The sequence below is a fragment of the Kribbella sp. NPDC005582 genome (genome assembly GCF_040605415.1).
Taxonomy (GTDB): Bacteria; Actinomycetota; Actinomycetes; order Propionibacteriales; family Kribbellaceae; genus Kribbella.
Window position 1 is genome coordinate 365,532 of record NZ_JBEXCU010000001.1, and the last position, 18,188, is coordinate 383,719.

The following is an 18,188-nucleotide window of genomic DNA, read 5'->3' on the forward strand; positions in this document are numbered from 1 at the left end:
CACACGAGAGGGGCTGGGTGATGAGGCGCAAGGGTGGGACAGCGGTGCTGGCGGCCGTGGGTCTGGTACTGCTGGCGGGTTGTGCGGCGGACTCGGACGGTGAGAGCGCGGCCGGCAGTAGCCACAGCAGGAGCGACACGGCGCAGCAGCCTGAGGCGGCCGCCAGTGACAGCGGCGGCAAGGCGGTCGGCGGGCAGGCGCAGCCGAAGGCTCCGGCCGCCGATCAACCGAGCGTGACGCGAGCGATCATTCGGACCGGCTCGCTCACTGTCGAAGCCGACGACATCACCAAGCGCCGCCAAGAGGCGATCACGGTGATCACCGGCCTCAAGGGCCAGGTCGCCTCGGAGAACACCAACGGCGATCCCGACGGCAAGGCCATGACGGCCAATCTCGTCCTGAAGGTGCCGGGATCGGCGTACGACGAGGCTGTCGAAGCGCTGTCCAAGCTCGGCAAGCGGCTGCAGATCCACCAGGAGTCCGACGACGTCACCGAGCAGGTGGTCGACGTGGAGAGCAGGATCCGCACGCAGCGCGCGAGTCTGGAGCGGATGCGCACCCTGCTCGCGAAGGCGAACACGATCGGCGAGATCGTCTCGGTCGAGTCCGAGCTGACCCGTCGTGAAGCGGATCTCGAGTCGATGCTCGCAAAGCAGAAGAACCTCTCCCTGCAGACCGAGCTCGCCACCCTCAACCTGACGCTGACCACCAAGGACACCCCGCCACCGGTCACCGAACCCGACCGCGGCTTCGTGGCCGGCCTCAAAGGCGGTTGGCACGCCTTCACCGCAACCTTCACCGCGCTGGCAGCCGTCCTGGGCGCACTGCTCCCGTTCATCGGCCTGCTGGCACTGATCGCCGTACCGGTCCTCTACTTCCGTCGCCGCTTCCGCCGCCCGGCAACCCCGCCCGCACCGGTGGAGAGCGGTCCCGCCTAGAGAAGCGAGCCGGCGAGCTTGCGGTAGGCCTTGGCTCCGGCGGAGGTGGGCGCGGTCGTCAGGATCGTCTCGCCGACTGCCGGTGCCTCGGCGAACCGGATCGACTTGGGGATCGCCGGCGCCAAGACCTCCAGCGAGTACGTCTCGGCGATCGTGTCCAGTACGGCGCGCGCATGCGTCGTGCGGCCGTCGTACAGCGTCGGCAGAACGCCGAGCACGCGCAAGCCAGGGTTGGTCAGCTGCCGCACGTCGTGCACGGTGTCAAGTAGTTGCCCAACGCCACGATGCGCCAATGTCTCGCACTGCAAGGGAATCAGGACATCCGAAGCCGCCGACAGCCCGTTCACCGTCAGCAGTCCGAGGGTCGGCGGGCAGTCCACGATGATCCAGTCGTACGCCGAGCGCACGGATCGCAAGGCGGTTCGGAGCACCTGCTCCGGGCCGCTCTCGCGGGCCAGCTGCACCTCCGCGGTGGCGAGCTCGATCGTCGCAGGCAGCAGGTCCGGCCCGTCGTCGAACTCGATCAGCACATCGCGGGCCTGCACGCCGCCGAGCAGCACATGGTGGATCGACTTGTCGAGGTCCTCGGGGTCGATGCCGATCGAGAAGGTCAGACAGGCCTGCGGATCGAGGTCCACCAGCAGCACCCGCTGCCCGAGCTCGGCCAGGGCAGCACCGAGTGTGGCGACAGTGGTGGTCTTGGCCACGCCGCCTTTCTGGTTGGCAACCGCGAGAGTGCGAGGAGGCACCCGGCCATTGTGCCGCACCGGCGGCGGAAGCGCTGGTTCGCGTACTCTCTTGACTTGTGAGTACGCCACGAACGATGACGCTGCCGGACGGGGTCCATCCAGCCACGCTGGAGACCGACCGCGGCTCTTTCGCGACCCTGCGCGCAGTGCCGGAGATCGGTACGCCGCTCGGCACCGTGCTGCTCGTGCCCGGCTGGACCGGTAGCAAGGAGGACTTCACTCCGCTGCTCGATCACCTGGCGCGGTACGGCTGGATCGCGGTCGGCGTCGACCAGCGCGGTCAGTTCGACACCCCCGGCCCGGCCGACCCCGCGGCGTACACGCTGGAGGAGTTCGGCGCGGACGTCGTGGCCATGAGCGTGGCGCTTGGCGGCTACAGCCAGTTGGTGGGTCACTCGTTCGGCGGACTGGTCGCACGGGAGGCGGTGCTCATCGATCCGTCGGTGTTCTCGACGCTGACTCTGCTCTGTACCGGCCCGGCCGGCTTCACCGACGAGGCGACGCTGCAGGGCCTGCAGATGCTCGCGTTCGGTCTCGACAATCTGCCGATCGAGCAGGTCTACGACCTGAAGCTGGAGCACGACGCGAAGCACCCCCGGTACGTCGAACCGCCCGCGGAGATCGCGGAGTTCCTGCGTCGGCGCTTCGTCAGCAACTCCCCCGTCGGCCTCGCGGCGATCACCCGGCACCTCACCGATGCCGTGGACAAGACGGACCGGCTGGCGAAGTCCGGCGTCCGCACCCAACTCGTGTACGGCGAGACCGACGACGGCTGGCCGCTCGCCGTACAGAACGAGGTGGCCGAGCGTCTCGGCATCGAGCCCGAGATGGTGCCCGATGCCGGCCACTCGCCTGCCATCGAGCAGCCGGCCGCCACGGCCCGCATCCTGGTCGACTTCTTCCACGACCGCGACAGCTTCACGGACGCCGGGTAGAGGGAGCGGGCCACTCGCCGTTCGGGGCGAAGTAGTCGTGCCACAGCTCCGCCTGCGGATTCGGCACGAAGGCCCGACCGTTCGAGCGCGCCACGTACACGTCCGCGTTCGCGCCCTGGGTGAAGGTGACGATGTCCGACAGACCGTCGCCATCGAAGTCACCTGAGCCGGGCACCTCGCCGTTCGGGGCGAAGTAGTCGTGCCATAGATCGCCGTCACCGGCGAATCCGGTCCCGGTCGACGTCGCGACGTAGACGTCGCCGGCGGCACTGCCCGTGAACGTGGCGATGTCGTCGCGGCCGTCGCCGTTGTAGTCACCGACGTCCGGTGTCTCGGTCCCGACGGCGAAGTGCCCGTGCCACTTCCAGCCCGACCCGAGGAACGACTTCCCGTCCGACAGCGCGACGTACACGCTCGCCGCCGTGCCGCGGGTGAAGGTGACGATGTCGTCGCGGCCGTCGCCGTCGAAGTCGCCGACGTCGAGCAGCTCGCCCGGCAAGCCGAAGGTGCCGTGCCACAGCCAGCCGTCCTGGACGAACCGGCCGCCGTCGGACAGCGAGACGTAGACGGCGTGGCCGCCGCGGTTGAACGTGACGATGTCGTCCTTGCCGTCACCGTTGAAGTCGCCGACCATCGGTACCTCGTCGCCGACGGCGAAGTGATCGTGCCACTTGGTGGCCGGCAGAAAGCCGTCGACACCGTTCGACAACGAGACCCAGACGTCCGCCGTGGCACCGCGGGTGAAGGTGACGATGTCGTCGCGCCCGTCGCCGTTGAAGTCCCCGGTCGCCGGAATCTCGGTCCCGATCGCGAACGACGGGTGCCACAAGGCGCCCGCGCCGAACGCGGTCCCGGTCGACTTGGCGACGTACACGTGGGCCGGGTCGCCGCGAAGGAAGGTCACCGCGTCATCCTTGCCATCGGCATCGACATCGGAGACGGTCGCGAGCTTCGCCGCCGCGACCACCGGGGCCGAGACGCCAACGTTGCCGGCGGCATCGACCGCCGCCACGGTGTAGAACCGCTGCTGACCACCCTTGAGCGACTTGTCCAGGAAGCCCGGCGCGGGCGCGGTCCCCACCAGGGTGGCCGATCCACCGGCGGTCGCCGCCGAGTAGATCCGGTACGACGTCGCCCCGAGCACCAGGTTCCAGCTCAGCAGCACCGCGTGTTCACGGGGTGTCGCGGTCAGTCCACCAGGTGCGGTCAGTGCGCCAGTGGCGGCGTACGGGTCGACGATGCTCGCCGCGAAATAGCGAGCCGCTGTCCAGGCCGGTGCCCCGCTCGCCGGAGTGATCGTCACCTTGAGGCTGGACTTGCCTGCCGTTGCCGAAGCAGGCACGGGGAATTGGTCGGAGAGCCAGCGCATCCCGCCATTGCCGAGCGGCTGCTGCCACGTGCCGACCGGTACGTCGTCCACGCTCACGGCCGCCTCTTGATACTTCTGCGCCTGATCAGCGAGTCGCTTGAGCACCACACCACGGTTGGCGGGGTCGACGGCCAGCCGGAAGGTGATCAGACCTTGGCCCGAGCGGACCTGGTCGGTCACTGGCAGGTGGTCGAAGTCTCCCTCGGCGACGCTGGTCACTGTGGCTTCGCTGCCGCCGTCGGCGTACTGGTGTGCTGTACGAGCCGCAGCGTCACCCAGGTCGATGGCGTCAGTCTCACGGGAGCTGACCGTGGGCTGGGTGTAGAGGAACGCGGTCGAGCCGTAGTCGGCGATGCAGTCGTTCTGCTGCCCGTGCTCGATGCCGAAGCGCAGCGCGGAGTCGTACGAGATCGACTCGGTCAGCAGCAGGCGATAGACCGCATCGCACTCCCGCGCGCAGCCCGAGCCCTGGACCTCATGAGCGGTGTTGCCGGTGAAGGCCGCGCTGAACGTGCCGCCGGCGAAGTACCAGCCACCTTCGTAGAAGTCCTCGGTGCCGGTTCCGTGCTGCTGCGGCGAGATCGCGCCGTCGATGTAGACGCGCTCGTCACCTTCGAGGTAGCCGCGGTTGACCCCCATCTCCGCGCCGATCGCCATCGTCTGCGCGACTCCGACGAGCTTGCCCCGGCCGGTCTGATCGGCGACCAGCCAGTCGTCGCCCCAGGTGGTCGGGCCGCTGCGCGACGCGGCGGTGAAGTACGCCGCGGGACCGCCCGGCAGCAGATCGTTGGTCCACCTCGAATCCGGGGCGCTGGTCAGCTGAATCTCCACGTTGCCAACAGCCGCGCCGGTCGAGTTCACCAACGACACCGCGGCCGACTCGCGGTACGGCATCGGCCACCAGGTGGTGAACCAGCCGCCCGGCGCGGGATCGGCCGCGAACATCAGCGACTTCACCGAGTACGCACCGAGGCCGGTCCCGAAGAACTCGCCGACCGGTGAGTCGACCGTACGCCGTCCGTCGAACGACATCCGCAACCGCAACCCGGCCAGTACGGCGTCCGACGGCGTCACGCCGACGAACCGCAACCGCAACGCGCTGATCGCCGCCGGTCCCTGCAAGGTGCCGAAGGCAACTTCCTCCCCGGCGGGGATCGCGTGCGTCTGCCCGGTGGTGGTCGCGCCGGCGGCGGCCGGCTTGGGGTCCGCCGTACCGGCTGCCCGCAGCGTCGCCAGTACGTCGTTCGCCTGGTCGGCCGGGTCGAACCGGGTGACGCCGTCCGCGTCCGGGAAATGCCGGTAGTTCACGTGGTAGTAGGTCGGGGCGTGCTGGACCACGATCTGCATCGACTGCCGGTACGGCATCGGCACCTTGATCTGGAAGCCACCTGCGGACTGGCCGGCGTTGGCGACCAGCGGATGCACGAAGGGAGCACCCACCCGGCCGTCGGTGACGTCCTTCAGCGACCTGTTCAGCACGGTGCTCCCGTCGAGCGTGATCGCGATCGTCCCGGTGTCGGTGACGTCCGGAGCGCCGTTGCGCAACCTCGTGAACCAGATCGAGTCGATCTGGCCCGGTCCGGCGTCCTCGGCGATCACACACCCGGCCGCGACCTGGCGCAGGCACGAGTCCACGCCGGGGAGGAAGTCGTCGTTGGTGCCGTTGCGCGCGAAGCTCGAGAACTGCCGCGTGCTCGTGCCGGAGGCGAGGTACGGCAGCCGGTCGAGCTGCCGCAGGGCGTCCCAGCCGACTGCCCCCTTACCCACCGCCGCCGTCACGTCCGCCACGGCGGCGGTGGGCAAGCTGAGCGGAAGAGTCAGAGCCAGCCCGGCCAGTACGGCGACGGGTAGGCGGAAGCGTCCGGACATCGATCGTCTCCTCGAATGCGGCGGCGGTGACGAAACTCTGTTCGGAGAGTCTCATCACCGCCGGAGAAATCGATATCCTTACGATCACGGTCAAATGGTGCGGCTCAGGTGCCTCTCAGTCGGCGGTCAGAACCTGGGCTTTCATGCCGGCGTGCGGGCTGACGATGGTCCAGCCGGTACTGCCCTGCTCGAAACCGCCATTGGTGACGGTGAGCCCGACGGCCTCGATCTCGTCGTACCCGACGTCGACCATGTAGTCGCCGACGCCTTGCTGCTCGCACAGCGCGAACTGCAGGACGACGGACGGCTCACCCCGGGCGAACTCGGTGATGTCGATCGCGCCCCAGAGTCCCTGGCCGTTCATCCACAGCTTCGGCGCTTCGGCGGCGTCGAGGTTGCTGAGCAGCTTCTTGCCCTTGGACGTCACGATCGTCACCTGCTTCAGGTGGTAGCCGCCCAGGTCGGCGGAGAGACCGTCATAGTCCCACCACGAGATCTCGTACCGCGGGGCGTTCGGGTCGACGGCCATGCGCTGCTCGGCCCAGACGCAACTGCCCGCGCTGGTCGCCGATCGCTCCGGCACGAACAGGCTGAGCCGGCCCTTGCCGTACATCGCGCTGTTGCGGATCGCGCCCGGTCCGCCCGGCTGGTACGCCGTACCGGTGCGGGGAAGGTCAGTCGGAATCGGAGCGGATGGAGTGGTCGGCACGGCCGGGCGCGGTTGCCGGCCGAACGCTGCTGCGACCACGTCGTACACGTCCTTGGCCTGGTGCGGCGTAACCTTCTCGATCGCCCCGTAGATCACCTGGCTCTGCTGCTTGAACTGCCAGCCCCGGGTAGCAGGGTTGACGTCCTCGAAGCCGAAGTTGGGGATCGTGAAACCGGTCGGGACCAGGCTGTCAAAGCCGACGTCGATCGGGAAGTTGGCCGCGGACTGCACGTACAGCTTCAGGCTCAGTTTCGCACTGGTCTTGCCGCGCAGGGCCGCGGTCAGATCGATCGACGCCGGTACCCAGGTGAAGCCGAACTCGTCGGCGACATCGGATCGCCAGACGACTTGGTCGTTGACCAGCACTTCCTTGAACAGCTTGCCGGATTTGGCCGGCGTGCGGCTGACCTGGTCGTATGTGGCGAAGCGGAGGTTGTAGCTTGCGGCCGACGGGTCGACGGTCACCTGCTGGTACGCCTCGCTGAATCCGCCGGGATCCGCGGTCGTGTAGTTCCCCTGGGAGAAGCTCAATCGACCGTCGCCGGTCTGCGCAAGGTTGTTGGAGGCAACGGTCGGGCGGCGGTCGTAGTTGACCGGAGCGCCGTACGCGACCACACCGCCGATCCGGCCGTCCTCGGCGTACGGCATCACTTGCGCGAGCGACTCCGCGACGTACTCGGGGCTTGGCGGTAAAGCCGCGTCGAGGAAGCGGTCGGTGTAGAGGAGCAGGATCAGGTCGAGGTGCCGCGGGTTGAGCTTGGCGAGCAGCTCGTCCATCTGGGTCGCGGCGAACCGCGGGTCCGTGGTGCTCTGCGCGCCGCCGAGGTAGGGAAACAGCACACCGTCGATGTACGGCGCGAGTTTGTCGAGATGCTCGTCGGTGTAGTCCCAGCGGTACATCGTGGTCAGGAACCCGAGATTCGGATTGATCGCGTCCTGGGTCTGCTTGATCTGTGCGAGGTACTGGCTGGTGAACAGCTGGCTGTTCTGCGCGACCAGGAAGTCGTCGATCTGCCAGGCCTTGACGTTCGGGTACTGCAGCGACAGCGTCGCGATGTTCCGCGCCCAGGCGACGAAGTCGAGTTTGAAGGGACGGGAGCAATACCCCTCCAGGTACGGCCCCTCCGGGCGATCGGCCTGGCACTCCGACGGCGGGACCAGGTCGACCCAGATGTCGATCCCGGCCGCCCGGGCCAGCGGGGCGAACTCGCTGCGCAGATCGTTCCAGTCGGTCGGCGACTCCCAGATCCCGAACAGGTAAGTGTTGACCTTCATCGCCTGCAACCGCTGGACCAGCTTGGGTGAGTCGTAGTGATACCGGCCGTCGGCGCGAGGCTTGGCTTCGCGCGTCTCGCCGTCGATGGTGTTGCCGCCGGTCTTCGAGCTCAGTACGCCGCCGGGCGGGATGATGCCCTTGGTCCGCGTCTTCACGTCCGGCAGATTCTGAGGCTGTGCCTCCGTGGCCATTGCCTGCTGGCCGGCCAGCGCGATCCCGGCCGCCGCGATCAGGGCGATCCAGCGTTTCATCCGACCTTCTCCAGCTTCCACTGCTGACAGGCGCCCTGCCAGTACGGCCAGACCCGGACGTCAGCCCCCGCGACGGTCGAGCAACCGTCCACGTCGAGCGCCCGGCCGCCGTTCTTCGAACTCACCTTGTAGTAGCCGTTGCCGAGGGCATCGAGATACCATTCCTGGCAGTCACCACCCCAGTACGGCCACTGGATCACGTCGGCGTGGTTGGCGGGCGAGCATGCGGCCACGTCGAGCGCCTTCCCGCTGTGCGCAGCGAGCAGCTTGTACGACCCATCGCCGTTGTAGGTGAGCTTCCACTGCTGGCAGGCGCCGCCGTTCGCGGTCCAGACCTGCACATTCGCCGCATCTGCGGTCGAACAGCTGGCCACCTCCAGCAGGTTCTCCGGACTGCTCTTCGGCGACAGCTTGTAGGTGCCATCGGCCACAATGTCGGCACCGGGATCGCCGCTCGGCAGGGTGACCGTCTCCCACGAAGCCTTCGGTACGCCGAGTTGCGGCTTACCGGCGGCGTCGTACGTGACCTTGCCGATCCGTACGGCGCGACCCGCGCTGCAGCTGCCGACCGGCGTACCGTTGGTGCTGGTCACGCCGTGGTAGGCGATCCAGGTCTCCTTGCCGTCCGGCGAGGTGAAGAAGCCGTGGTGACCGGTGCCGAAGACCCAGCCGGCGTCGTTGCGCTTGAAGACCGGGCCGCTGGATTTGGTCCACGAGGACTGGCTGAGGATGTCGGTGCCGGTCAGCTCCAGGGCTCCGAGCGAGTAGTCGGGCGACTCGCAGGCGCTGGCGGAGTAGTAGATGTAGATCTTGCCGTTGTGGATCAATGAGACCGGGCCCTCGGTGACCTTGCGCCCGTTCTGCTCCCAGGGCTGGTCGGGAGTTGTCAGCAGGGCCGGCGGGCCGCTGATCGTCCACGGGTTGCTCATCGGGGCGACGTACAGGTTCTGGCCGTTGGCGCGGCCGCTCGACCACAGGTGGAACAGGCGGCCGTCCGGCAGCTTCATCACGCTGCCGTCGATCGAGTGGAAGTCGCCGGTGTCGAGTTTGGCCTTGAAGGCGTACGGTCCCATCGGGTGGTCGGCCTCGAGGACGAACATCCGGTGCATGCCGTCGTTGCCGTTGTCGGCGGTGTAGTAGAGGTACCACCTGCCGTCGAGCTGATGGATCTCCGGCGCCCAGAGGTTGCAGCAGGCCTCGCCCGGCGGCGGCTGCCAGAGCGTCTGCTGGGGCGCGGCCCCGAGGCCGGCGACGGAGGGCGCCGAGACGCCGACGAGTTTGTCGCCGTGCGTGTAGAGCAGGTGGTAGTTGCCTTCAGCAAACACCATCCACGGGTCGGCGGCGTTCTCCCGGATCGGGTTGCGGACCGTGTTCGGGCGGGCCGGCAGGACGTCGGCCGGTGCTACGGCCCGTGGTTGCTCGCTGCGCGCTGGAGCGGCGTCACTGGTGATCGGCAAGAGCGCCGAGAGCACCAGCGAGGCGCCCAGTACGAGTCCGGACAGCACTTTGGCCATTCGTCGCCCACCTCACCCATCGTGTCGATGCGGACACGATGGCACGGCGAGGACAGGTCCGTCCGGTGTTTCGATCCTGCTCGAACGGTGCCGCCGGCTCTACGAGACGGGCTGCACCGCCGGCTCGATCCGGAGGTTGTCGAGCCCGATCGGGGCCAGCGCCGCCTTCACCGCGTCCGTGTAGACAAGGAGGCGGACGTTCTCGCTGGAGCCGTCCATCTGTGTGGACGACGTGGTGATGCCGAGCTCGTCACGGTTCATCAGGCCGGCCACCTGGCCGGAGATCCGGTCGGCGTCGCCCTGGCTCAGCCGGACCGGCGCCACGCAGAGATTCCCCTCGTACACCGCTTCGAACGCCTTGCGGAACGCGGCGCGATCGCCGTGCGCCACGCCCACCAAGACGACCACGGGCTTGGTGCGGCCCTCGCCGTACGGGTGGTGGATGACGGGGCCGAACGCCTGATCGCGGTGCTTGTCGATGAACTCCGCAACCTCGGGCGTGTTCACGTTGCTTGGCTTCGCCTGCCAGCCACCGGCAGGCGGCGGGCACGGCAGCGGCGGAGTCGCCGGGTCGCGCTCCGGGGTCGGTGCACTCTGCTCCTGAACCGCGATGGTGCGGTCGGTCCAGATGCCGGTGAGGGTCGCGCGGCCGGTGCGGACACCGCGGATGGTGAGGAGATCGGTCAGGCGGCTGAGGTCCAGACCTGTCAGCGTCACCTTGAGGCTTGCCGGGCAGGTCGGTGCCGGTTCGTTGCCTGGCGCGAAACCGATCGTGGGCATCGGTCGGGACGGACAGAACACCGGCGCCACGTTCCGCGCGGCGATGATCTCGCCGCTGACGCGGACCTTGGCGCCGTTGCGCACCAGAAGGTCGTCGTTCGCCGGTGCCTTTTTGTTGCCTGGGACAACAGACTGCACCACCTCGGGGGTGCCGGCGCTGCTGATCGCTGGAGCGACCACCGGCTCGTTGTTCGGAAGCAGCGTCAGCGTCGCCGCGGCGACCGCAACGACACTGGCCGCGGCCAGCGCCGGCACCCACCGCCGCGGCCGCCGCCCCGCCCCGGTGATCCGGTCCAGGTCAGGCTCCGGCGCCGACGGCTGCCCGGCACGCCACTGCGCTCCGGCCCGCGTCAGCAGCTCGTCGATCTCGTCGGTCGGATTCATTCGCTGACCTCCAGCAAAGTGCGCAAGCGAGCCCGCGCATCGGACAACGTGGACTTCACGGTGCCCTCGGAACACCCCATCACCGCGGCCGTGTCGGCCACCGACAGATCCGCGAAGTAGAAACAGTCGACCGCCAGCCGCTGCCGCGCCGGCAACTCCCCCAGCGCCTGCCCGACATCGATCCGCCCCTCCAGATCAGGCCGCACCCCCGGCCCGTCGTACTCCTCCAGCGCCCCGGCCGGCCTGATCCGCCGCGCCGCCTTCCGCGCCTGGTCCGCCGTGATCGCCAGCAACCACGCCGCCGCCGTCCCCCGGCTCCCGTCGTACTGGGAGCGCTTGACCCACGCCCGCGCCAACGCCTCCTGCACGATGTCGTCCCGGTCCGCCCCCACCCCCAACCGCCCCGCCAACCGAGCCATCGCCCCCACATGCGGCCGCACCCACTCGACAAAGCCAGGCCCATCCCCCGGCGGCCCCACCACCACCACGGCCTCACCCGTCAACGTCGGCATACCTGTTCTACCCCTCGAATCCCACTCCGGTTGGGTCCCAACCCACATTTCAACGACCCCGTTACTCCTAAGTCACCCCCGCCCACGCTTCGTAACCACCCCGAGTTATCCACAGATCCCAGAACCCACCCCACAGCAAGCCCAAAACTCCCTACGGTCGAAGGACGCCGAGATGCAGGGGGACCAATGCGAACAGGTCTGGAGGACCTACCCGAGCCGGCCGAGCTGCACGCTCGGCTCAGTGCCCGACGACCACTCGACTGGGGCGACCCGATCCCGACCAAGCAGGAGATCGCCGCTCAGTACGGCGTCGCCCGGACGCGTGAGAGCCTCACTCTCCTGGCGCAGGCGGCCGCCGTGGAGCCTTCGATCACCTACGAGTTGCTGAGCGCCGGCGGCTCCGCGGTGATGGCGCATCAGGTGGAGAGCCGCGTGAAATCTCCACACTCACTGGCCCGCAAGCTGCGGAATCGCTCGGGCACTGATCTCGCCCAAGTGCCACTCGAAGACGCCCTGCGATACACGCTCGTCACGCCTGCCCCCGACGACCTCGTTCCTGCCGCGAAGTACGCGTGCGAGGAACTGATGCGCCAAGGCTGGGCGCTGAGCGGCGCAATCCATTCCTACGCGGATGGCAGCCGGTACAAGGGCCTGCACCTGTTTCTTCAGCGGCACGGGCAGCGCATCGAAGTACAGATCCACTCTCGTGAATCGATCGACGTCAAACACCGGACGACGCCGCTGTACAACGTCGAACGCGACCGCGCGCAGCCGAAGGACAAGCGATCCGCGGCTCGTCGGGCCGCAACCGCACTGTCCGCTCAGATGAGCCAGCCGGCCGGTATCGACGACTTGAAGACACTCGGCGGCGTACCGGTGGAGGTCAGAGTTTACGGTAAGCAGAACACTCGGCCCATCAAACGTCATGAGCCGACTTCGGCACCGCAGGCGGAGTCCGCGACCCCGAAGTTGTCGACCGAATCGCAGCGAAAGGACGGATTGTCGCGATGACACGGCTGTTTCTGGTCACTCAGGGGGATCGCAAGGTCTGGGTCGCCGCCCTCGTCGACGAGGACATGTGGACGTATGTCGGCAACACGGGCAAGTTCCACCTCAACGAAGGAATCCGTGAGGACTACTTCATGCACTCGACCGCCCAGTACGCCGAAATCGGCGTCACCGAGGCGAAGCGACTGATCGCCGCCGGCGTCGGCCAGGTCGATGCGGACAAGAAGCCTGACGTTGTCCAAGGCTGGCTGGACGACCAAGAGGCCATGGACCCCGAGGTCGTCTTCGCCTCGATGATCGCCGACCTCGCCTGACACCACGTTGCGGTGACTTCAGTTTGTAACTGGAGGTAACACTTTCGACCATTGGGGTTTGTAGCGTCGCGGTGTGAAATCACGGCGCCGTGTCCGGGTGTGGTTCGGGCAGTACCAGATCAGCGACTACATCGGTGCGCCTGCGCACGCCGAGCGCTATGAGGCGGCGATGCGCCGGCGCTTTCCCGGCCTTGAGATCACCAATGTCGCCTTGCGATCCAGCGGGTGCGAGGAATCAGCCGACCGCGCCGCGTCCGACGGGAGTCGCACGCTCTTCTCGGTCTAGCAGCCGGGGGGTGTAGAGCTGGGTGATGATGGATTCGATGGTGGGTTCGGCGATGGTCAGGTCGGCCAGGGGGTAGGTGGCGGCCAGGTGGGCTACTAGTGGGGCGGCGCTGGTGGTTGGGGGGAAGGTGAGGTGCTGGCGGGGGCCGTCGACCTTGGTGACGGTGGCGCCGGGGACGGTGATGGGTGGGAGAGAGGTGGCCAGGTCCACTACCAGGGTTCTGGGGGCGGACTGGCTGGCTCGGAGGGTGGGGAGGGTGCCGTCGAAGATCTGGCGGCCGTGGTCGATGACCATGACTCTGGTGCAGAGGGCTTCGATGTCGTCGAGGTCGTGGGTGGTGAGGATGACGGTGGTACGGCGTTCGGCGTTGACCTGGGCGAGGAACTCGCGCAAGCGCGCCTTGCTGATCACGTCGAGGCCGATGGTGGGCTCGTCGAGGTAGACGATCTCGGGGTCGTGCAGGAGGGCGGCGGCGATATCGCCGCGCATCCGCTGACCGAGTGAGAGCTGGCGCACCGGTACGTCGAGCAGGTCGCCGAGGTCGAGCAGTTCCACGAACGTCGCCAGGTTCTCGCGGTGGCGCGCGATCGGGACGCCGTACATCTTCTGCAGGACGGCGAAGGAGTCCTTCAGCGGGAGGTCCCACCACAGGGTGGTGCGTTGGCCGAAGACGACGCCGATCCGCTTGGCGAGCTTGAGGCGGTGCCGGGAGGGGTCGACGCCGGCGACGCGGATGGTGCCGCCGCTGGGGACGAGGATGCCGGTGAGCATCTTGATGGTGGTCGACTTGCCGGCGCCGTTCGGGCCGATGTAGCCGACGACCTCGCCCGGCTCGACGGTGAACGACAGGCCGTCGACAGCGCGCACCTCTCGTTTGGTACGGCGGAGTCCGGTCCGCGACGTCACCGTGAACGCGCGGGACACGTCGGACAGTTCGATGACTGGCATGGTTCAGCTCCCTGTACTGCGATAGCGACGAAGACCGCCGCGCCAGCCGAGGGCCGCGAGCGCGACCATCACAGCGGCGGCGACCGGAGACAGCAGACCGATCCAGGACGGCAGCCCCAGCGGAGCCTCTTTGTCCAGCACGAACAGGACCGGATAGAAGTTCACGAAAGCCAGCGGTACGACGAACGTGACCGCCCGGACGACCTCCGTGCCGAAGGCGGTCAACGGGTACTGCGTCAGCGTGCGGCCGCCGTACGTGAAGGAGTTGGACAGTTCGGCGGAGTCGATCGCGACGAACTGGAACGCCGCACCGAGGACGAAGAACGAACCGAAGATCAGCGCACCGGAGACGGTTCCGACAACCAACATGATGCCCTTGGCAACGGACCAGTGGACGTCGAGCTGGGTCAGCGCGATCACCAGCACCGTCATCGCCTGCAGCACGCGCCCCACCCGATCGAGCCGGAACTCGTCCGCGGCCGTCTGGATGATCGCCGGCACCGGCCGCACCAGGTAGGCGTCCAGCGAACCACTCCGGATCCGCCGTCCGACCCGCTCGATCGACCCGGTGACCAGATCGGCGATCCCCATCGTCAGCGAGGACGTTGCGTACAGCAACGCCATCTCCGCCAGCGAGAATCCGCCGAACGCGTTGATATGGCTGAACATCAGCAGTACGGCGATGAAGTCGGTGATCGTGATCAGGATCCCGGTCACCATCAGCAGCGCGAACGACGCCGGATAGGCCAGCGTGGACCGGATCCACATCCCGGCGAGCATCCAGTATTGGCCCGGACCCTGCAGGATTCGCTCAACCACCTTGGATCACCACCTTGCGCATCGCCAGCTGGGTCACCAGTTGCCCGATCAGCAGCAGGACCAGGATCCAGCCGATCTGGAAGAGGAGCGCACCGCCGACACCACTCGGGTTCCGGCCGAGCCAGATGTCGATCGGCACCTGCAGCGTCGCCGCCCACGGCGTCGCCCGGACCGCCTCGCCGAACCAACCCGGGAACACGACCAGCGGCAGCACCGCGCCGGAGAAGAACAGCGACACCAGCATCGCGGCGGCCTCGGTTCCGCGAGAGTCGATGATCCAGAAACCTGACAGCGCGACCAGGTACCGGATGCCGAAGCTGACCAGGATCGCGAACAGCAGCCCGACGGCCACGGCCAACAAGACCAGCGGCCGGGACGGGAACCGCAGGTCGAAGACGAGCGCCCCGACCAGCAACGGGATTCCGCCGCGCACGATCAGCTGGAACATCGCCCGGCCGAGGTCCATCGACAACCACCACAGCAACAGGTGCGTCGGCCGGTACAGATCGACCGCGATCTCGCCGCTGCGCACCCGCTCGCCGAGCTCGATCGTCGTACTGGCACCGAAGAGCCCGATCGGCAGCAGCAACCCCTGCTGCAGCCACACGAACGTCAGCGCGTCGGCGACGTCGTACCCGCCGAGCCCCGGCCGCTCGTGCCACAACGTCAGGTAGACGCCGCACAGGATGAACCCGAACACCGAGTTCGTGAACGCACCGGAGACAGTCGCGATCCGGTACGTCGCAAAGCGCCGGAACGACCGCACGGCGATCGCCCAATAGACGCCCACAGCAACCTCCTCTCCACAATCTCGAGAGCGGCGTCCGAAGCCCCACAGCAGCACGCAGAACTACCCCGGATCCATCAGGACCCGGGGGGTTCGGACACCACTGTGGCAGGCATGGGTGATCCCACGCCGTTTTGTCAAGGAAAGGTGCCGACCGTACGACGCTCTGCCCGGAGCCGTCAACCGAGATAACGACCGGGTCGGCCGGAGACCCCCAGACTCCGGCCGACGCGGGGATCAGTCGGACTCGAGGACCCGGGCGAGCAGCGTGGCGAAGGCTTCGGGGTGGCTGAGGTAGCCGGCGTGGTTGCCAGGGAACTTCACCGTCGGCCAGCCGAGGTCGTCCGCCAACTGCTGGATCGGGCGCGCCGGGAGGAACTCCATCGACTCCGCACCCGCGGCCGGGACGATCTGCGCGGCGACTGCCTTCAGCGCATCCAGGTCAGGCTGGTAGCGCGTGAACGGCAGCAGCTTGTGCTCGTAGAAGTTCGCCGCATTGCCCTGGAAGCGGATGAACATCTCCACGATCTCGGGCAGCAGGTCCTCCGGCGCGGGCGCATCGTCCTCGTCCAGACCGATCCCCCGGCTGAACAGCACGTCGGCCGCCGCCTCTCCGTCCGTGCGGTACGTGTCGTAGACCTGCTCGAAGAACGCCCGGTGGTCGGCCGCATCCGGCAGTACTTCGACACACGGCGGCTCGTGGGCGACCAGCAGCCGCACCCGCTCGGGGTACCGCGTGATCAGCTCCAGCCCGCTGATCGCGCCCGAACTACTACCGAACACGTACGCCGGTTCGCCGCCACCGACCGCGTCGATCAACGCCAGCGCATCCTCGGCCGACTGGTCGACCCGCTCGTCCGCCGGAGCGCCGTCGTACGGGCTGCGCGAGTTGCCGCGCGGGTCGTACGCCACCACCGTGTAGTCCGCGGCCAGCCGCCCGACGATCCCGTCGAAGATCGCGCCGTCCGTCCCACCGCCGGCGATCAGCAGCAGCATCGGCCCCGTGCCCGTGACCTCGTAGTGCAGCGTCGCTCCCGGCACAGCCAGCTTGTTCACCGTCTTGGTACCCATCCCAGGCCACCCCTCTCAATCCGTGGCCCCACCCTCCCCCGCCGCGCTGGCACCCCACGCACACCGCACTGGCACGGCCGCGGTTTAGCCGGCCTTGATGAAGTCGCTGACCGCGTCGGCGACGAGCTGGACGGCGATCGCGCTCAGCAGGAGACCGGCGATGCGGGTGACCAGCAGTACGCCGTTCTCGCCGAGGATGCGCATGATCACGCCGGAGAAGCGCAGGGTCAGCCACATGATCAGGTGGATCAGGATGATGCCGACGGAGATCGCGACCACGTCCGGCAGCGAACCGTTGGCGCGCTGCACGAACACCATCGTGGCGACGATCGCGCCCGGGCCGGCGAGCAGCGGCGTACCCAGGGGAACGAAGGCGATGTTGACGTTCTTCGTCTGGACCGGGTCCTCGGCGGTGTCGGTCAGCAACTGCAGGGCGATCAGCAGGAGCAGCAGACCGCCGGCGCACTGCAGCGCGGGAAGCGTGATGCCGAGGTGATGCAGGATCTGCTGGCCGAAGGCCGCGAAGACGACGATCACGCCGAACGCGACGAGCACCGCCTGCCAGGCCGCCCGCTTGCGGACTGCCCGCGATTGCCCGGCGGTCAGCGAGATGAAGACCGGCACGGTGCCCGGCGGGTCCATGATCACGAAGAGCGTGACGACGACCTCGCTGAGGAGACCGACGTTGATGATGCTGTTCACGGCAGCCACGCCTCGGGCGGCTGGACCCCGGGGGCGGCGGCCGCGTTCGCCTTCGCGACCTCGAGCAACCGCTCGAACTGCTCGGGATCGGTCGTGTTCACGCCGAGATCGTGGTCGATCTTGCCCGCGCCGTGGTGGTCGCTCGAACCCGTCCGGATGATGCCGAGGTCGTCGGCGATCCGGGTCAGCGCGGCGCGCGACTGCGGTGAGTGGTCCTGGTGCTCGACCTCGATCCCGGCCAGCCCGTGCTCACTGACCAGCCGCGCGATCATGTCCTCGGTCATCACCTTGTGACTCGACCGGCCCCACGGATGCGCGATCACCGGTACGCCGCCGGCCGCGCGAACGAGGTCGATCGCGTGCCCGGGCTCGATCGCGTAGTGCGAGACGTGGCCGGCCCGGCCGTCGGCCAGGAACCGATCGAAGGCCTCGGTCCGGTTCGCGACGGTGCCGTTGGCAACCAGTGCGTCGGCGACGTGCGGCCGCCCGACCGACGGCGTACCGGTGGCTTGGGCGAGCACCTCGTCGACGGTCAGCGGGATGCCGATGCTGTTGAGCCGGGCAACGATCGTCGGGATCCGGTCCGTGCGGCCCTCGCGGACCGTGCGAAGCTCGGCGGCCAACTGCTCGGACGACGGATCGAGCAGGTACCCGAGCAGGTGCACGCTGATCCCGTTGAGCTTGCAGGAGATCTCGATCCCCGGCACGAACCCGATTCCGAGGCGCTCCGCCGCCTGCCGTCCCTCCACCCAGCCGTCGGCGGTGTCGTGGTCGGTGAGCGCGATCACGTCGAGCCCGGCCTGCTGGGCATGGGTGATCAGGTCGTCCACCGGGTCGGTGCCGTCCGAGCGGTTCGAATGGGTGTGCAGATCGATACGCACGAGCGGTTGGGATCCCTTCGCCGAGCCTGAGATGGACATCTGTCAGTGCAGATGCTATCCGCGATCGCTCCCGGAACCTGCCCGGT

At 68.0% G+C, this 18,188-nt stretch carries 17 protein-coding genes; 5 read left to right on the forward strand and 12 right to left on the reverse strand.

Going from position 1 to position 18,188, the window contains the following annotated elements; translation table 11 throughout:
• Positions 1 to 20 precede the first annotated feature (20 nt).
• Complete coding sequence (locus tag ABZS29_RS01760; protein WP_355457571.1) at positions 21 to 938, forward strand: DUF4349 domain-containing protein; 918 nt, start codon at positions 21 to 23, stop codon at positions 936 to 938.
• Here the strand turns inward: ABZS29_RS01760 and ABZS29_RS01765 are convergent.
• Positions 935 to 1,687 carry an AAA family ATPase gene (locus ABZS29_RS01765; protein ID WP_355457572.1) on the reverse strand — a complete coding sequence of 251 codons (753 nt, stop codon included), beginning with the start codon at positions 1,685 to 1,687 and terminating at the stop codon, positions 935 to 937. The genes ABZS29_RS01760 and ABZS29_RS01765 overlap by 4 nt on opposite strands.
• Before the next feature lie 56 nt (positions 1,688 to 1,743).
• Here ABZS29_RS01765 and ABZS29_RS01770 point away from each other — a divergent pair, with 56 nt between their 5' ends.
• Entirely contained in the window at positions 1,744 to 2,622 is an 879-nt protein-coding gene (locus ABZS29_RS01770) for an alpha/beta hydrolase (protein ID WP_355457574.1), read from the forward strand.
• Here ABZS29_RS01770 and ABZS29_RS01775 read toward each other — a convergent pair.
• The 5 genes from ABZS29_RS01775 to ABZS29_RS01795 all read right to left on the reverse strand — a co-directional run bounded on the left by ABZS29_RS01775 (position 2,606) and on the right by ABZS29_RS01795 (position 11,286).
• Positions 2,606 to 5,860 (reverse strand): DUF2961 domain-containing protein, encoded by a 3,255-nt coding sequence (locus tag ABZS29_RS01775; RefSeq protein ID WP_355457577.1) that lies wholly within the window; start codon positions 5,858 to 5,860, stop codon positions 2,606 to 2,608. The genes ABZS29_RS01770 and ABZS29_RS01775 overlap by 17 nt on opposite strands.
• Positions 5,861 to 5,975: 115 nt before the next feature.
• Positions 5,976 to 8,096, reverse strand: a complete 2,121-nt coding sequence (locus tag ABZS29_RS01780; protein ID WP_355457579.1) for a hypothetical protein — start codon at positions 8,094 to 8,096, stop codon at positions 5,976 to 5,978.
• Positions 8,093 to 9,610 carry a family 43 glycosylhydrolase gene (locus ABZS29_RS01785; protein ID WP_355457580.1) on the reverse strand — a complete coding sequence of 506 codons (1,518 nt, stop codon included), beginning with the start codon at positions 9,608 to 9,610 and terminating at the stop codon, positions 8,093 to 8,095. Before ABZS29_RS01785 ends, ABZS29_RS01780 begins: the two co-directional genes overlap by 4 nt.
• A gap of 99 nt (positions 9,611 to 9,709) precedes the next feature.
• Positions 9,710 to 10,774, reverse strand: coding sequence for a hypothetical protein (locus tag ABZS29_RS01790; protein ID WP_355457582.1), 1,065 nt, complete (start codon positions 10,772 to 10,774; stop codon positions 9,710 to 9,712).
• The gene (locus ABZS29_RS01795) at positions 10,771 to 11,286 is read right to left on the reverse strand and encodes an RNA polymerase sigma factor (protein WP_355457584.1); all 516 of its coding nucleotides are present in this window, start codon (positions 11,284 to 11,286) and stop codon (positions 10,771 to 10,773) included. The genes ABZS29_RS01790 and ABZS29_RS01795 overlap by 4 nt, the downstream gene beginning before the upstream one ends.
• A gap of 186 nt (positions 11,287 to 11,472) precedes the next feature.
• Between ABZS29_RS01795 and ABZS29_RS01800 the strand changes: the two genes are divergently transcribed.
• The 3 genes from ABZS29_RS01800 to ABZS29_RS01810 all read left to right on the forward strand — a co-directional run bounded on the left by ABZS29_RS01800 (position 11,473) and on the right by ABZS29_RS01810 (position 12,894).
• A complete protein-coding gene (locus ABZS29_RS01800) occupies positions 11,473 to 12,297 on the forward strand; it encodes a hypothetical protein (protein ID WP_355457586.1) in 825 nt (274 codons plus the stop codon).
• Positions 12,294 to 12,608 carry a hypothetical protein gene (locus tag ABZS29_RS01805; protein WP_355457588.1) on the forward strand — a complete coding sequence of 105 codons (315 nt, stop codon included), beginning with the start codon at positions 12,294 to 12,296 and terminating at the stop codon, positions 12,606 to 12,608. Before ABZS29_RS01800 ends, ABZS29_RS01805 begins: the two co-directional genes overlap by 4 nt.
• Positions 12,609 to 12,681: 73 nt before the next feature.
• Complete coding sequence (locus ABZS29_RS01810) at positions 12,682 to 12,894, forward strand: hypothetical protein (protein ID WP_355457590.1); 213 nt, start codon at positions 12,682 to 12,684, stop codon at positions 12,892 to 12,894.
• Here ABZS29_RS01810 and ABZS29_RS01815 read toward each other — a convergent pair.
• From ABZS29_RS01815 to ABZS29_RS01840, 6 genes are all read right to left on the reverse strand, one after another.
• Positions 12,844 to 13,842, reverse strand: a complete 999-nt coding sequence (locus ABZS29_RS01815) for an ATP-binding cassette domain-containing protein (RefSeq protein ID WP_355457592.1) — start codon at positions 13,840 to 13,842, stop codon at positions 12,844 to 12,846. The two genes, ABZS29_RS01810 and ABZS29_RS01815, sit on opposite strands and share 51 nt — an antisense overlap.
• A 3-nt stretch (positions 13,843 to 13,845) precedes the next feature.
• Positions 13,846 to 14,661, reverse strand: a complete 816-nt coding sequence (locus ABZS29_RS01820; protein WP_355457594.1) for an ABC-2 family transporter protein — start codon at positions 14,659 to 14,661, stop codon at positions 13,846 to 13,848.
• Positions 14,654 to 15,451, reverse strand: a complete 798-nt coding sequence (locus ABZS29_RS01825) for an ABC-2 family transporter protein (protein WP_355457596.1) — start codon at positions 15,449 to 15,451, stop codon at positions 14,654 to 14,656. The genes ABZS29_RS01820 and ABZS29_RS01825 overlap by 8 nt, the downstream gene beginning before the upstream one ends.
• Positions 15,452 to 15,685: 234 nt before the next feature.
• A complete protein-coding gene (locus ABZS29_RS01830) occupies positions 15,686 to 16,519 on the reverse strand; it encodes an alpha/beta hydrolase (RefSeq protein ID WP_355457598.1) in 834 nt (277 codons plus the stop codon).
• Positions 16,520 to 16,603: 84 nt separating this feature from the next.
• Entirely contained in the window at positions 16,604 to 17,221 is a 618-nt protein-coding gene (locus ABZS29_RS01835) for a MarC family protein (RefSeq protein ID WP_355457600.1), read from the reverse strand.
• The gene (locus tag ABZS29_RS01840) at positions 17,218 to 18,102 is read right to left on the reverse strand and encodes a PHP domain-containing protein (RefSeq protein ID WP_355457602.1); all 885 of its coding nucleotides are present in this window, start codon (positions 18,100 to 18,102) and stop codon (positions 17,218 to 17,220) included. Before ABZS29_RS01840 ends, ABZS29_RS01835 begins: the two co-directional genes overlap by 4 nt.
• Between the last annotated feature and the right edge of the window lie 86 nt (positions 18,103 to 18,188).

Bases quoted from the DNA above. Each gene is read 5' to 3' on its own strand.
- ABZS29_RS01805 (WP_355457588.1), top strand. From the start codon at position 12,294: ATGACACGGCTGTTTCTGGTCACTCAGGGGGATCGCAAGGTCTGGGTC.
- ABZS29_RS01760 (WP_355457571.1), top strand. From the start codon at position 21: ATGAGGCGCAAGGGTGGGACAGCGGTGCTGGCGGCCGTGGGTCTGGTA.
- ABZS29_RS01790 (WP_355457582.1), bottom strand. From the start codon at position 10,774: ATGAATCCGACCGACGAGATCGACGAGCTGCTGACGCGGGCCGGAGCG.
- ABZS29_RS01780 (WP_355457579.1), bottom strand. From the start codon at position 8,096: ATGAAACGCTGGATCGCCCTGATCGCGGCGGCCGGGATCGCGCTGGCC.
- ABZS29_RS01785 (WP_355457580.1), bottom strand. From the start codon at position 9,610: ATGGCCAAAGTGCTGTCCGGACTCGTACTGGGCGCCTCGCTGGTGCTC.
- ABZS29_RS01795 (WP_355457584.1), bottom strand. From the start codon at position 11,286: ATGCCGACGTTGACGGGTGAGGCCGTGGTGGTGGTGGGGCCGCCGGGG.
- ABZS29_RS01815 (WP_355457592.1), bottom strand. From the start codon at position 13,842: ATGCCAGTCATCGAACTGTCCGACGTGTCCCGCGCGTTCACGGTGACG.
- ABZS29_RS01830 (WP_355457598.1), bottom strand. From the start codon at position 16,519: ATGGGTACCAAGACGGTGAACAAGCTGGCTGTGCCGGGAGCGACGCTG.
- ABZS29_RS01800 (WP_355457586.1), top strand. From the start codon at position 11,473: ATGCGAACAGGTCTGGAGGACCTACCCGAGCCGGCCGAGCTGCACGCT.
- ABZS29_RS01775 (WP_355457577.1), bottom strand. From the start codon at position 5,860: ATGTCCGGACGCTTCCGCCTACCCGTCGCCGTACTGGCCGGGCTGGCT.